Annotated in this window: 15 protein-coding genes; 8 read left to right on the top strand and 7 right to left on the bottom strand. The window is 59.2% G+C overall.

What is annotated here, in order from left to right; all coding sequences use genetic code 11:
- Positions 1-253 precede the first annotated feature (253 nt).
- The gene (locus JJB09_RS20730) at positions 254-1,804 is read right to left on the bottom strand and encodes a helicase HerA-like C-terminal domain-containing protein (RefSeq protein WP_201662873.1); all 1,551 of its coding nucleotides are present in this window, start codon (positions 1,802-1,804) and stop codon (positions 254-256) included.
- A gap of 213 nt (positions 1,805-2,017) precedes the next feature.
- Here JJB09_RS20730 and JJB09_RS20725 point away from each other — a divergent pair, with 213 nt between their 5' ends.
- A complete protein-coding gene (locus JJB09_RS20725; protein WP_201662870.1) occupies positions 2,018-2,389 on the top strand; it encodes a hypothetical protein in 372 nt (123 codons plus the stop codon).
- A 70-nt stretch (positions 2,390-2,459) separates the two neighbouring features.
- On the opposite strand, the gene JJB09_RS20720 is transcribed toward JJB09_RS20725, so the two are convergent.
- Positions 2,460-2,930: an SRPBCC domain-containing protein gene (locus JJB09_RS20720; protein ID WP_201662867.1), complete on the bottom strand. Its 471-nt coding sequence runs from the start codon at positions 2,928-2,930 to the stop codon at positions 2,460-2,462.
- Positions 2,931-2,990: 60 nt separating this feature from the next.
- A complete protein-coding gene (locus tag JJB09_RS20715; protein WP_246748836.1) occupies positions 2,991-3,395 on the bottom strand; it encodes a hypothetical protein in 405 nt (134 codons plus the stop codon).
- A gap of 181 nt (positions 3,396-3,576) precedes the next feature.
- Here JJB09_RS20715 and JJB09_RS20710 point away from each other — a divergent pair, with 181 nt between their 5' ends.
- Positions 3,577-4,179, top strand: a complete 603-nt coding sequence (locus JJB09_RS20710) for a superoxide dismutase (RefSeq protein ID WP_201662850.1) — start codon at positions 3,577-3,579, stop codon at positions 4,177-4,179.
- A 56-nt stretch (positions 4,180-4,235) separates the two neighbouring features.
- Here JJB09_RS20710 and JJB09_RS20705 read toward each other — a convergent pair whose 3' ends face one another.
- Entirely contained in the window at positions 4,236-4,916 is a 681-nt protein-coding gene (locus tag JJB09_RS20705; protein ID WP_201662847.1) for a WYL domain-containing protein, read from the bottom strand.
- 139 nt (positions 4,917-5,055) lie between these two features.
- Here JJB09_RS20705 and JJB09_RS20700 point away from each other — a divergent pair, with 139 nt between their 5' ends.
- From JJB09_RS20700 to JJB09_RS20690, 3 genes are all read left to right on the top strand, one after another.
- Entirely contained in the window at positions 5,056-5,694 is a 639-nt protein-coding gene (locus JJB09_RS20700; protein ID WP_201662844.1) for a LysE family translocator, read from the top strand.
- 131 nt (positions 5,695-5,825) lie between these two features.
- Positions 5,826-6,266, top strand: a complete 441-nt coding sequence (locus JJB09_RS20695; protein ID WP_201662841.1) for a c-type cytochrome — start codon at positions 5,826-5,828, stop codon at positions 6,264-6,266.
- A 141-nt stretch (positions 6,267-6,407) separates the two neighbouring features.
- Positions 6,408-7,319 carry a cytochrome c gene (locus JJB09_RS20690; protein ID WP_201662838.1) on the top strand — a complete coding sequence of 304 codons (912 nt, stop codon included), beginning with the start codon at positions 6,408-6,410 and terminating at the stop codon, positions 7,317-7,319.
- On the opposite strand, the gene JJB09_RS20685 is transcribed toward JJB09_RS20690, so the two are convergent.
- Both JJB09_RS20685 and JJB09_RS20680 read right to left on the bottom strand, forming a co-directional pair.
- Positions 7,320-8,453: a vWA domain-containing protein gene (locus JJB09_RS20685; RefSeq protein ID WP_201662835.1), complete on the bottom strand. Its 1,134-nt coding sequence runs from the start codon at positions 8,451-8,453 to the stop codon at positions 7,320-7,322.
- 273 nt (positions 8,454-8,726) lie between these two features.
- Entirely contained in the window at positions 8,727-10,820 is a 2,094-nt protein-coding gene (locus JJB09_RS20680; RefSeq protein WP_201662832.1) for a prolyl oligopeptidase family serine peptidase, read from the bottom strand.
- Positions 10,821-11,014: 194 nt separating this feature from the next.
- Between JJB09_RS20680 and JJB09_RS20675 the strand changes: the two genes are divergently transcribed.
- Complete coding sequence (locus JJB09_RS20675; RefSeq protein ID WP_343229066.1) at positions 11,015-11,779, top strand: polysaccharide deacetylase family protein; 765 nt, start codon at positions 11,015-11,017, stop codon at positions 11,777-11,779.
- A gap of 6 nt (positions 11,780-11,785) precedes the next feature.
- Here JJB09_RS20675 and JJB09_RS20670 read toward each other — a convergent pair whose 3' ends face one another.
- Positions 11,786-12,232, bottom strand: a complete 447-nt coding sequence (locus JJB09_RS20670; RefSeq protein ID WP_201662829.1) for a MarR family winged helix-turn-helix transcriptional regulator — start codon at positions 12,230-12,232, stop codon at positions 11,786-11,788.
- A gap of 94 nt (positions 12,233-12,326) precedes the next feature.
- Between JJB09_RS20670 and JJB09_RS20665 the strand changes: the two genes are divergently transcribed.
- Entirely contained in the window at positions 12,327-12,632 is a 306-nt protein-coding gene (locus JJB09_RS20665; protein WP_201662826.1) for a Rieske (2Fe-2S) protein, read from the top strand.
- Position 12,633: 1 nt separating this feature from the next.
- A complete protein-coding gene (locus tag JJB09_RS20660; protein WP_201662824.1) occupies positions 12,634-13,368 on the top strand; it encodes a glutathione S-transferase family protein in 735 nt (244 codons plus the stop codon).
- The last annotated feature ends 69 nt before the right edge of the window (positions 13,369-13,437 follow it).

Here is a 13,437-nt window from a genome sequence, read left to right as displayed (position 1 = left end):
GATCGCCAGCAGGCGCATCACAGTGCTCGGAAATTCGACGGTAGCGGCTCAAGCGCTCAGGCTTGGGTCGCGGTGCCGCAAAGGCAGACCAGGAAGTGAGTTTCGGTTTCCGGTCAGCCCTGCAAACGCATTTGCAGGGCTTGGTTGGGGCCAAACTTGCGGTGTTGCCAATAGATACGCGTCATCGCCAGGCCCTCCTTTCTTGAAATCGATGCGCAAAACTAGCATCGCCTTGTCCGAATTTCAATCGGGCCTATCGCCGGCCGCGCAGGCTACCAAGGATACCGCGCACGATGGCTGCGCCTACCGCAGTGGCGGCGGCCCTTGCTGCCGATTTCATTGCCGCCTCCACGACGCTCTCGCGCTGGTAGCCCGAGCGCTTCTGTTCCTTCTGCTGGGGCTGCGGCGTGTCGTCTGTACCAAAGCCGGGCAGCGTCCAGCCACCGATCGTTCCGGTGGATTTGGGCTGTGCCGGCTCAGGGGCCTGTGCCTGTGCGGCCGCTTCCGCCTTTCTGGTCAGGATCTCGAAGGCGGATTCGCGATCGAAGTCTGCGTCGTAGACGCCGGCAACAGGGCTGACCGACATGACCTGCTTGCGCTCCTGATCGGTGATCGGACCGAGGCGGGAAGAGGGCGGGCGGATCAGCGTCCGCTGGACGATCGACGGCGCACCTTTGGCTTCGATGGTCGAAACCAGCGCTTCGCCCGTTCCGAGCGTGGTGATGACGGTGGCGCAGTCGAAATCGGGATTTGGCCGGAACGTGTCGGCTGCGGTCCTGACGGCCTTCTGCTCGTTCGGCGTATAGGCGCGCAACGCATGCTGTACGCGATTGCCAAGCTGAGCGAGCACGGTTTGCGGCACATCCATAGGGTTCTGGGTGACGAAGTAGACGCCGACGCCCTTCGAACGGATCAACCGGACGACCTGCTCGACGCGCTGGACCAGCACCGGCGGTGCGTCGTTGAAGAGCAGGTGCGCTTCATCGAAGAAGAATACCAGCCGGGGCTTTTCGGGATCGCCGATTTCCGGAAGCTGTTCGAAGAGTTCGGACATCAGCCAGAGCAGGAACGTGGCATAGAGCCGGGGATTCATCATCAGCTTTTCTGCGGCCAGCACCGAGATGGCGCCGCGGCCGTCATTGGTGGTGCGCATGATGTCGCTGATCTTTAGCGCCGGTTCGGAGAAGAAGTTTGCCGCTCCCTGCTGCTCCAGTATCAGCAGTTCGCGCTGGATAGAGCCGACGGATGCCTTGGTAATGAAGCCGAACTTGTTGGAAAGCTCGGTGGCATTGTCACCCATATAGTTCAGCATCGCCTGCAGATCTTTCAGGTCGAGCAGGGGCAGGCCACCTTCGTCGGCGATCTTGAAGGCGATATTGATCACGCCTTCCTGTGCGTCGCTGGCATTGATCAGGCGGGAAAGCAGCAGCGGACCCATTTCCGTCAACGTGGTGCGGACGCGATGGCCCTTCTCGCCGTAGATGTCCCAGAATATGACCGGGAACTCTTGGAAATCGTAGTCGGCGAAGCCGATGTCTTGGGCACGTTTCATCAGGAAGTCTTTTTCCTGACCCATCGCGGCGATGCCCGAGAGGTCGCCCTTGACGTCGGCGCAGAATACCGGAACTCCAGCGTTGGAAAAACCTTCCGCGAGAACTTGCAGCGTTACCGTTTTGCCGGTGCCCGTCGCGCCTGTCACGAGCCCATGGCGGTTGCCGAATTTGAGATCGAGATATTCCGGCCGATTGATCGAATCGTCGGGTTTGCGGCTGGTTCCGAGATAGATCTTGCCTTCTTCGAGCATGCTGTTCTCCCGCGCGTGGCGCCCCATAGGACGAGGCGCAATCGGTGCGCCACAATTGAATCCTGACCAGGCTGTTATAAGGTGCGTGATGGCGCTGGACAACCATGCCATGCCCGGAAGATAATGATATTTCGAAGCATTTCCAGTGTGGGACTGCTGGCATCAGACAACGAAGTACTTTGACGTAAGCGTCAGGTCGCAATGGAGAAACACATGATGGAAATTGTCAATCCTATCGCTCACTCGGTCGGCCTGGACCCGAAGACGGCGGAAAAGGCAATCGCCATGATTTTGGCTTTTCTTGACAAGGAAGCCGAGGAAGCGCCGGTTCGAAAGATGATCGCTTCGCTGCCGGGAGCCGCAGAGCTGATATCCGAATATGGCGGCGACCGCGGCGGTTTTTTCAGCAGTCTCATGGGCGGCGGCATTATGGGGCTCGGCCAGCAGTTGATGGGTCTCGGCCTCGGCATGGGGGAAATCACGGCACTCGCCAAGGAAACGATCAACGTTGCCCGCAAATATGCCGGCGAAGAAGTGGTCGATGAGGTTGTGGCATCCGTGCCCGGACTGGGTCAGTTCGTCTGATCCGATCAGAAAATGGGAAGCGCCACCATGGCGGCCCAACTTCGTTGATGGGCTTCGCCACCTTAGCCTCTCATCCGCCGACAAATGCCGCAAGCTGCTCCAGGCTTAGCCGGCACCCCTCCGCATTGTCTTCAAGAGCAATGCCGGAGGGAATGCCTTCGCAAGTGATGGTGACGATGGTGCCGTTCGAGGCCGGGGTCAATTCGTTTCGAATTTTCATCTCGCCGGCAAAGGCGGGATCGGCCGATGCGAAGATTGTCGCCCAGACCACTTCGCGGTTGGCCACCAGCCGTACGAACCGGCCTTCGAACTTGTCGGTCGTGTCCGAAGACTTGCCTTGGCCTGTCGTGCTGTCTGTCGGGTAGACGAGCGACATCGAGAAAGCGCCGCCTTCGCGTGCCTCGAACGCATGGACGACGCCGCGCATCTCCCCCGGCGGCAGCCAGGTGGCCACCGCTTCCGCATCCAAAAAAGCACTATAGACAGCGTCGGTTGGGACGCCGATGGTTCTTTGTACTGTCGTGCTTCGCAATGCGGACATGGTGTCAGCTCTATGCTGGTCAGCCGCTTGTGGCGGCCGGGAGCATCGTACAGTGGCTTGCTATTCGGCGTCGTCTTCTCCGCCGCTCTTGTCCTGATTGCCGGCATCCTTTTTGCTGGCATCCTGATCGCCGTCCACCTTCGGCTTGCGGATGCGCACGAGATCCTTGCTGAGTTCGCTCCCAAGCTCGACCTTCATGGTCTTCTTGTCGTAGACGCAGATGATGGCGGCCGGCGCCTTTGCTTCCTTGGAACGGCCATAGACGATTGCGAGGCCGTAGTTCTCGCTGCCTGTCGGGTCGACTGCGACCTGAGGCTTCTTGAAGGTGTCGGAAGCTGCTTGCGTGCATTGCTTCTCGACATCGGCCGCCATCTTTTTCCACTCTTCTTCCGAAGAGGCCATGGCGACGGCGGGCAGCATTGCCAGGGCAAGGGCTGCGGAGCATGTGCGAGCGACGGTTTTCATAGTGGACCTCATGAAATGTGGGAACTTAAGGGGTTGTATTCGAGTTGAAAATAGGCTTCCGGCAACGACGTTTCCAGAGGCGAATTTATTCGCTCAGCACGGTTGCCATCCAAGAGCGGCAAACTTATGTTCCAACCCGGTTTGCACCTTTAATGCAAAGAATGACGAAGGAGACACCACTATGGCTTTTGAACTTCCTGCACTGCCTTACGACTATGATGCTCTGGCGCCGTTTATGTCGCGCGAAACGCTTGAATATCACCATGACAAGCATCATCAGGCCTATGTGACCAACGGCAACAAGCTGGCGGAAGAAGCCGGCATGGCCAACCTCTCCCTCGAAGAGGTCGTCGTCCAGTCCTTCGGCAAGAATGCCGGCCTGTTCAACAATGCCGGCCAGCATTACAACCATATCCATTTCTGGAAGTGGATGAAGAAGGGCGGCGGCGGCACCAAGCTTCCTGGCAAGCTTGAAGCAGCTATCGCGTCCGATCTCGGCGGTTTTGACAAGTTCAAGGCCGATTTCGTTGCCGCCGGCACGACGCAGTTCGGCTCCGGCTGGGCATGGCTGTCGGTCAAGAACGGCAAGCTCGAAATCTCCAAGACCCCGAACGGTGAAAACCCGCTCGTGCACGGCGCCAAGCCGATCCTCGGCGTCGACGTGTGGGAGCATTCCTACTACATCGACTATCGCAACGCGCGTCCGAAGTACCTCGAAGCATTCGTCGACAGCCTGATCAATTGGGATTACGTGCTGGAAATGTACGAAGCCGCGACCAAGTAATCGCAACTGCTTTTATAGAGGCCCCGTCGGATCGTTCCGGGCGGGGCCTTTTTCGTTCAATTTTTCCATCCCCTGATCCATTGCTGGCGAAGTCCGTCCCCCTGTCCGGGAAAATAGGCGTCGACCGCTTCGCTCTGCTGGATCCGGTCGGTCCTGAAGTTGCGCAATGCGTCGCGCAACTCGCACCAGGCAACCACGACCGCAGTGGACGAGTAGTAGATGAGGGCAATCGGGCGGATCGTCCTTTCGCTCTCGTGGGCGGCTTCGTCGCGGTAGCGGATAAAAAGCTTCTGTTCGTCGCGAATGGCCTGGCGCAGCAGCGCAAGATCGGTGCCGTCGGGCGAGGGAGCCACGCTGCCCCACGCAAAGATGGCGTTTCCCTCCAGAACCTGTCTGAGCGGCGGCGGCATGGTCGCGGCGATCTTGGCCGTGACCCGGTCGGCGGCTTTCTTCAATGCGACATCGCCGGTTCGCTGTAAGAGCGCCAGTGCCAGAACGATGGCTTCGGATTCCTCGATGGTGAACATCAACGGCGGCAGGTCAAAGCCTGCCCGCATTATGTAGCCGATACCCCTGCCGCCTTCGATCGGCACCCGCATCGCCTGAAGTGCTGCGATGTCGCGATAGATCGATCGCGGCGTCACCTCCAGGCGCTCTGCAATCTGTGCAGCCGTCACCGGGTGGCTGGCCATCCGCAATATCTGGATGATCTCGAACAGGCGGGACGATTTGCGCACAGGATTTCTCCCAAACTGACCTGATGAGCAAACACTCCTGACACAACGGTGTCAATTGAGGTGCGCTATGAAGGTGCCAATACACTGTATTCGTATGATTTAATTCGAATCCCGAACTCACGGCACGAAAGATACTGACATGGAATACACCCAAAATCTCTGGTTGTTCGCAATTTTGCTCTTCGGGATCATCGTTGTGCCCGGGATGGATATGCTGTTCGTGCTGACCAATGCGCTGACAGGTGGCAAGCAGGCTGGTTTCGCGGCTGTCGGCGGCATCATGCTCGGTGGTGCGGTCCATACGCTCACCGGCACGTTGGGCGTCGGGGTGCTCTCCTTTGTCATTCCATGGCTGCGCAATCCTCTCATTCTGGCCGGCGCGCTTTACATGATGTGGATCGGCTGGACACTGGTGAGGAGTGCCATCACCGTCGATGGCGTGGGCGTGGCAAAGGCGCGACCGGCGTCGGCGATTTTCCGGCAGGGCCTTGTTGTCTGCCTTCTCAACCCCAAAGCTTATCTCTTCATCATGGCGGTGTTTCCACAATTCATGAAACCTGCCTTCGGGCCACTCTGGCCGCAGGCGATCGCGATGGGATTGATGACGGTTCTGATGCAGCTCTTCGTCTACGGAAGTATCGCGGGTGCGGCTGCGCGCAGCCGGGACTTTCTGCTCGCCAACCCTTCGGCAACCATCTGGACAGGGCGCATCGCCGGCGCATTGTTGATCGCAGCGGCGATCTGGACTGCGTGGCAGGGGCTTGCCGTCGCAGGCTAAGGCGCACCAATCGAGCGCGATCACCAAAAAGTTATTTTGCTTTCAGGGGTGTTGGCTGCTTCACTGGCAATCTCTGGGGCCGCGATTTGCGTACCAGACATGGGTCAATCGATATTGGGAGATTTTAGACAATGATCAAGAGGGTATTGGCCGCGGGAATTCTCTGTCTTTTCAGCGCCACCGTCGTCGTGTCCGCAGCGGGCATGGAAGAGGCGCGTGTCGCGGACATGAAAAAGAACGGTGGCGCGATGGGCGCGCTTGGCGCGATTGCCAAAGGCGAGAAGCCTTATGATGCCGAAACCGTCAAGGCAGCTCTGACCAGCATCGCCACTGTGATCAAGGGGTTTCCCGCGCATTTCGGTCCTGGTACGGAGCAGGATTCGAAAGGCGCCAGCCCGAAGATCTGGGCCAACATGGATGACTTCAAGGCCAAGGCGGACAAGCTGGGTGCGGATGCCGAGGCAATACTGGCGCAACTGCCGGCTGACCAGGCCGCCGTGGGCGCGGCAGTGGCTGCTCTCGGCAAGGACTGCGGCAGCTGCCACGAACTCTATCGTATCAAGAAAGACTGACGGTTTCCTCCCGACCCGCCGCGATTGCCTGACCTCAGGTCAATCGCGGCGGTTTTTTTGTCTCCAGATTCTGTCTGGTTGAAATGCGACATGCGTGGCAGGATTGGCGTGCGGCGCGGCGATTAGAACGGGAAAATCCAAATGGCGGGAAGACTGGTCAAATCCATCGGCGCATTGATTGGCCTGGGGGTAATTGGTGCAGGGGTCTTCCTCGTCGTTACGCGCCCGCAGCCGTTGCCGGACGAGTATTGGGCCACGGCCGGGACGCCTGACGTCAAGAACGGCGAGCTGGTGTTTTCGATGGGCGGCTGCGTCAGCTGTCACAAGAAACCCGGCGCCGAGGGTGCCGACGCCTTGGTGCTTGCCGGTGGCGTGACGATCGACAGTCCCTACGGCAAGTTTCATGTGCCGAACATTTCGCCTGACGAGAAGGCCGGCATCGGCAACTGGACGCTTGCGCAGTTCGGCAATGCCGTTACCCGCGGTGTCGGCCCGGATGGGAGCCACCTCTATCCGTCTCTGCCCTATGGGTCCTACAGCCGCATGACCCCGAAAGATGTTGGCGACCTGTTCGCCTATATCAAGACGCTGCCGAAAAGCGACAATGTCGCGCCACCGCACGAGCTTGGCTTTCCCTACAATATGCGGCTGGCGCTCGGCGGCTGGAAGTGGCTCTATTTCAGCGATGCGCCGCGCGTCGAACTTGCCAATGCCGATGCGACGGTCAAGCGCGGCCAATATATCGTGGAAGGGCCGGGGCATTGCGGCGAATGTCATACGCCGCGCGACGAGCTTGGCGGCTTCAAGGCCGGGCAGTGGCTGTCGGGCGCGCCAAACCCCGAGGGCAAGGGCAAGATCCCCGACATCACGCCGGGCGGGTCCGTTGCCTCCTGGAGCGAGGGCGATATCGCCAACTACCTGGAGACCGGGTTCACGCCGGAATATGACACCGCTGGCGGCACCATGGTCGAGGTGCAGAAGAACATGGCCAAGCTGCCAAAGGAAGACCGCGAAGCGATCGCGGCCTATCTCAAGGTGATCCCGAAGCTCTGATTATTGCGTCAAGCGCAGCAAGGTCTTGGCCGAGGTCTGGCCGATCACCTGGAAGGCGTTGACGAGCTGACCAGTGCTTTCCGCCGGGAAGTAGTCTTCCGGGTTGGTGGCGCAATATCTCAGCAGGTTCTGGCCCGCCGTGGGGGCCATGAAGGCGATTGTGTAGACCCGAACCTGCGGATTGGCGTTCCGTGCCTTGTCACAATATTCCTTTGTGAGGGTGTCTGCACCATTCTCGTTGTTTTCGCCATCGGTCATGAAGATGATGTATTTTGACGGCGCGTTGTTGCCATTCTTGTTCATATGCGCGGTATTTTCCGAAGGCGCAACAAGAGAGTCATAGGCCATCTTGAATGCACCGCCGGAATTGGTGCGATCCTTTGGGGTCAGGGCGTTGACGTAAGTGGTGGTTCCGGACGTACCCCAGGCCAACGGTGTCGGCGGCTGCATCTTGTCATTATAGGAGACGGCACCCAGACGAACATACTTTACTTCTGGGTCGGCGTTCGTCAACTGCGTGGTGAGGCTGCCGACAGCGAGCTTCAGCGCTTCCATTTTGGTGTACTTCTTGGTGCAGGTGTATGGGCCGGATTTTGTCGACTCTTTTTTGTAGCAGGTGGTCGTGTAAGTGGTGTTGGTATCTTCGTCCATCGATCCGGAGCGGTCGAGTACCAGATACATCGAAAACGCGCTATGAGTTACGGTGGTCGTCGTCTTGCCGCCAAGTACGGCGGCCTCGACGGCGACGGGCACAGTGTTAATGCCGACGATCTTCAGCAAGGTGGTCGGTACGGTTGCCCTCACGCTGGCCTTAATTGTCGCATTCGTGGCATCGATGGCGACCGCATCGGTGTTGAGCACATAAATACCTTTGGTCTCGGCTTCCGCCTCGAGCCAGGTATTGATTTCCGTCTTGAGGGCCTTTTCATCCTTGACGCCGACCTTGTTGACGGCCGCAACGAGCGCCGCGTCGAGATCTGACTGCATCTTGCGATGGGTGTTCATGGCCCGGACGTAGTCGAAGCTGCAGCCGACGGCGACCAGCAGGGGAACGCTGACGAGCGCGAAGGTGAGGGCGAAATTGCCGCTGCGATCGTTCGCAAGCGCCTTCAGCCGTCTTCCGAGACTGGACATTGCGTTCCTGGATGCGTCATGCAGAAAATTGCTACGTTTGAACATCACGAAGATCCCTATTGCTGCTCAGGGCAAATACATTTCATGAACCTCAAATGCCCTGCGAGTGGTGAAATCTTCGCTTAATGCATTAGATTTAAGCGGTTTAGCGGTCCGAATTGCTGCGATGTGGTTAGCACAGCCTTAAAGCCGGTCCTGTTTGGCGAATGTTGGCTGAAAACAAAACACCGCCCGAATCCGGGCGGTGTCATTTCGGTACAATACTGTGTCGTTTTACTTGCCCGTAACCTTCAAGGCGAAGGCGTATTCGTAGGCAATTTCCTCAAGCCGCTGGAAGCGCCCCGAAGCGCCGCCGTGCCCCGCCCCCATATTGGTCTTGAGCAGGATCGGGTCGGCGCTGGTCGAATGGTCGCGCAGCTTGGCCACCCATTTGGTGGGTTCCCAGTAGGTGACGCGCGGATCTGTCAGGCCCGACAGCACGAGGATCGGCGGATAGGCCTTGGCGGCAATGTTGTCATAGGGCGAGTAGGACGCGATGTTGCGGAAATCCGATGCGCTCTCGATCGGATTGCCCCATTCCGGCCACTCCGGCGGTGTGAGCGGCAATGTGTCATCCAACATGGTGTTGAGCACGTCGACGAATGGCACGGCGGCGATGATGCCGCCGAACTTTTCCGGCGCCATGTTGGCGATCGCGCCCATCAGCATGCCGCCGGCCGAACCGCCCTCGGCAATGATCCGGTCGTAAGCGGTGAAGTTTTCGGCGACAAGATGGTTCGCTGCAGCAATGAAGTCGGTAAAGGTATTCGTCTTGTGCTGCATCTTGCCATGCTCATACCAGGCAAAGCCCTTGTCCTTGCCGCCGCGGACATGGGCGATGGCATAGACGAAGCCGCGATCGACGAGCGACAGTGCATTGGTGCTGAACGAGGCGGGGATGGAGATGCCGTAGGCACCATAGCCGTAGAGCAGGCAGGGCGCCGAACCGTCGAGCCTGGTGTCCTTCTTGTAGAGCAGCGATACCGGCACTTTCTGGCCATCCTCGGCGGTCGCGAAGACCCGGCGGGTCAGATAGTTCTCGATCACATGACCCGATGGCACTTCCTGGGTTTTCAGGAGCACGCGCTCGCGGGTGTACAGGTTGTAATCGTAAAGCTGGGTCGGCGTGGTCATCGACGAGTAGGAGAAGCGGACCCAGTCCGTGTCGTATTCCAGCGCGCCGCCGAAGCCGAGCGAATAGGCTTCCTCGTCAAACGCGATGGCGTGGTCCTCGCCGCTCAGCCGGTCGCGGATGACGATGCGCGGCAGGCCTTCGTGACGCTCCATCCAGACGAGGTGATGCTTGTAGGCGCTCACCGACAGGATCAGCGTGCCGGGCCGGTGGGGCACCACTTCGGTCCAGTTTTCCTTCGAAGGTGATTCAACAGGCGCCTGCATGATCTTGAAATCCTTGGCGCCGTCATCGTTGGTGAGGATGAAGAACACATCCCCGCCTTCGCTCATCTCGTATTCGATTCCAGTCTGACGAACCGCGACCAGCTTCGGTTCTGCGGTCAGGTCCTTGGTCGAGAGAATGCGGTACTCCGACGTCTCGTGGTCGTGGATGTCGATATAGATATAGTCGTCGAGCAGCGAGCCGCCGACGCCCATGAAGAAGCCTGGATCTTCTTCCTCATAAACCAGGCGGTCCGCTGATTGCTGCGTGCCGAGAATATGGTGGTAAACCTTCGACGGCCGGTGGTTTTCATCCAGCATTGTGTAGAAGAAGCTTTGGCCGTCTGGCGCCCAGGCACCGCCGCCGCCGGTATTCTCGATGACATCATCCAGGTCCTGTCCGGTGGCGAAGTTGCGCACTTTCAGGGTGAAGAATTCCGAGCCGGTGTCGTCATAACCCCAGATGCCCTTGTCGTGACCCGGCGCATGATCCAACCCGGAGATCCGGCAATAGTCCTTTCCGTCAGCCTCGCGGTCGCCGTTGAGCAGCACTTCCTTGAGCACGCCTCCACTGCGTGGCGTGCGGAAATAGTGTGCCTGCTCGCCGCCTGTAACGAACAGCGTGCCATAGGCATAGGCGCCATCCTTCATCGGCACAGAGGAATCGTCTTCCTTGATGCGGCCCTTCATCTCGTTGAACAGCGTCTTTCGGAGGTCACCGGTATCGGCCATCGCCGCTTCCTGATAGGCGTTTTCAGCCTCGAGGTAGGACCGGATTTCCGGGTCGAGAATGGAAGTGTCGCGGAACATCGCCTGCCAGTTGTCCGCCTTCAGCCAGGCATAATCATCCGTTCGCGTAACGCCGTGGTGGGTATCCGTCACCGGCTTCTTGGCGGGCTTGGGCGGCGTGGGCAGATCCTTGAATGCTGGCACTAAATGACCTCATGTCTTTTGTTATTGATGGTCCCTGAGATAAAGGGCTTCACCTTCGACTTCAAGCTTGCTGCGCCCTTCACGCATTTTGTGTGGCATCAGCGAAATCTGAACAAACTCTGGAAACGAATCTTCTATAGAGACGGCCTATGCTGCTTTCTCGGTGTTTTTAGCCTTATTTCCAGGGTCAATGCGTGCGCAAGAAATCCAATATCGTCCGTTCCACAAGCCTCCTGCTGTTGGTCTTTTCACTTGCTGTTCCCGCGTCCGGTGCGATTGCGCCCGGTCACCGGCTGCTTGAGCCGAGCCTGCGACTGGCAAAAAAGTCTGTCGATGCACCGGAGGTCGCCCTGACCTTCGATGCCTGCATGGGCAAGGTCGACCATCGCATTCTCGACATGCTGGTGACGGAGAAGATTGCGGCGACGATCTTCGTGACCGCACGCTGGCTGAAGCGCAACCCGGATGCTTTCGCAGTCATGAAGGCTCATCCCGATCTCTTCGAGATCGAGGACCACGGCGCCAATCATGTGCCAGCGGTGGAGATGCCGATCAGCATCTACGGGATACGGGCAGCCGGTTCGCCGGAGGCGGTGGCCGCAGAGGTCGCGGGTGGGGCTGATGCCATCATCCGTTCGGGGAGCGCAAGGCCGACCTGGTTTCGCGGCGCGACGGCCAAGTATTCGGCGCAATCGATGGTGCAGATCGAGGCAATGGGCTTCCGCGTCGCTGGTTTTTCCATCAACGGCGACGGCGGTGCGACGCTCGGCGCCCGCGAGACGCAACGGCGTTTTGCGGCGGCCCGCGACGGCGATGTGATCATCGCCCATATCAACCAGCCGGACCGCAAGGCCGGCGAGGGCGTGGTGGCCGGCGTTCGCGATCTCAAAAAGCGCGGCTATCGCTTCGTGCTGCTGCGCGACCAGCCTGAGCAAATGGGCAAGCTGGCGACGAAGTAAAGCCTGTTACCCGTCCAGCAGGCGCCCGAGCAGCGCAGCAAGTTCTTTTGCAGCATCGTCGTCGCGCAACTTTTTGCCAATGTGGCGGTTAATCGACGAGCGATAGGCTGGCCACATCTGTTCGAGCAGGCCGCGACCTTCGGACGTGAGCCTGATGCGCTGGCCACGGCCATCGGTTTCATGCGCCTTACGCTCGACATGGCCGGCCTTTTCCAGTCGGTCCACCAGCCGTGAAACGCTGTGTTGGGCAAGCAGCAGCCGCGCCTCGATTTCGAGTGGCCTCAGGCCGTCGTCACCCGCCTTTCGCAACTCCAGCAGCACATCGTACCAGGCAAGCGGCGGAAAACCGGCTGATTTCAGATCAGTTTCGACGCTGCTCAGCACCCGGTGCTGGGCGCGCACCAGATTGATCCATGCATCGATGACGGCTTCGGAGGGGATATCTTCGTTCATGGCGTCATTATGCAGTTTAATGCAATTGCATCAAGCTTGACATTTGATGCAATTGCATTAATCTAGATGCAGCTGCATTAAGTGGAGGTATGCGATGAAGCATGAACTGATCAAGATTGACGATATCCCGACGACCGGGTCTGTTGTGGTGCCGTTCTTCGGGCGCGAACTGCATGTCTATCGCGCCGGTGAGCGGATCCGGGCGATTGCCAATACCTGTCTGCATTTCGGCGGGCCGCTTGAATGTCGCGAGGGAAAGCTCGTCTGCGCCTGGCATGGCGCGCATTTCGACATGGCAACGGGCGAGCGTGAAAGCGGCCCGGCGCCGCGCGATTCCAAGTTGATGTTCCTATCCACTCGCGTCGAAGGAGATGCGCTCTACTACGTCTGGGGAGACTGACATGACCGCTAAGCTCAAGCTCGTATCCTTCGATCTCTGCCCCTACGTCCAGCGCGCGGCGATTGCGCTCGCCGAAAAGGGGGTTCCATTCGAGCGCATCACCATCGACCTCACCGACAAGCCGGACTGGTTCAAGGCGATTTCGCCGCTCGGCAAGGTGCCGCTGCTGATGGTCGGCGACGAAGTGCTGTTCGAAAGTGCTGCGATCGTCGAATATCTCGACGAGACGGTTACCCCCACGCTGCATCCCGAAGATGCACTGACCCGGGCGCGCCATCGTGGCTGGGTGGAATTCGGCTCGCAGGTGCTCGCCAATATCTGGACTGTGGAGACGACGAAAGATCGGGCAGCTTTCGATGCCGCGCTTGCCGCAATCGGCAGCAAGTTCGAGCGGCTTGAGGCTGAGCTGGGGAAGGGGCCGTTCTTCGCTGGCGAGAAGTTCACGATCGTCGATGCGGTCTTCGCACCGGTGTTTCGCTATTTCGACGGTTTCGAGCAGGCGGTCGATCTCGAGGTGTTTGTCGGCAGGTCGAAGCTTGTCGCATGGCGGCGGGCACTTGCGGCGCGGCCATCGGTGCGTGGCGCCGTCGTGCCCGACTACACCGACCGGCTGCTGGCCTTCGTACGCAGGCATGATGGCCTGCTTGCCGGAATGATGAAACAGGCGGAGGCGGCGCGACGCTCGGCGTCCGCGAGACGCAGCGGCGTTTTGCGGCGGCCCGCGACGGCGTTGTGATTGTTGCCCACATCAACCAGCCGGTTGGCGCGCTGCACACCAATTATTATGCTGAGGAAACTTCGCGCA

The sequence above is a fragment of the Phytoamicus setariae genome (assembly GCF_016722925.1).
Lineage (GTDB): Bacteria > Pseudomonadota > Alphaproteobacteria > Rhizobiales > Rhizobiaceae > Rhizobium_E > Rhizobium_E setariae.
This window is presented reverse-complemented; position numbering and strand designations above follow the sequence as displayed.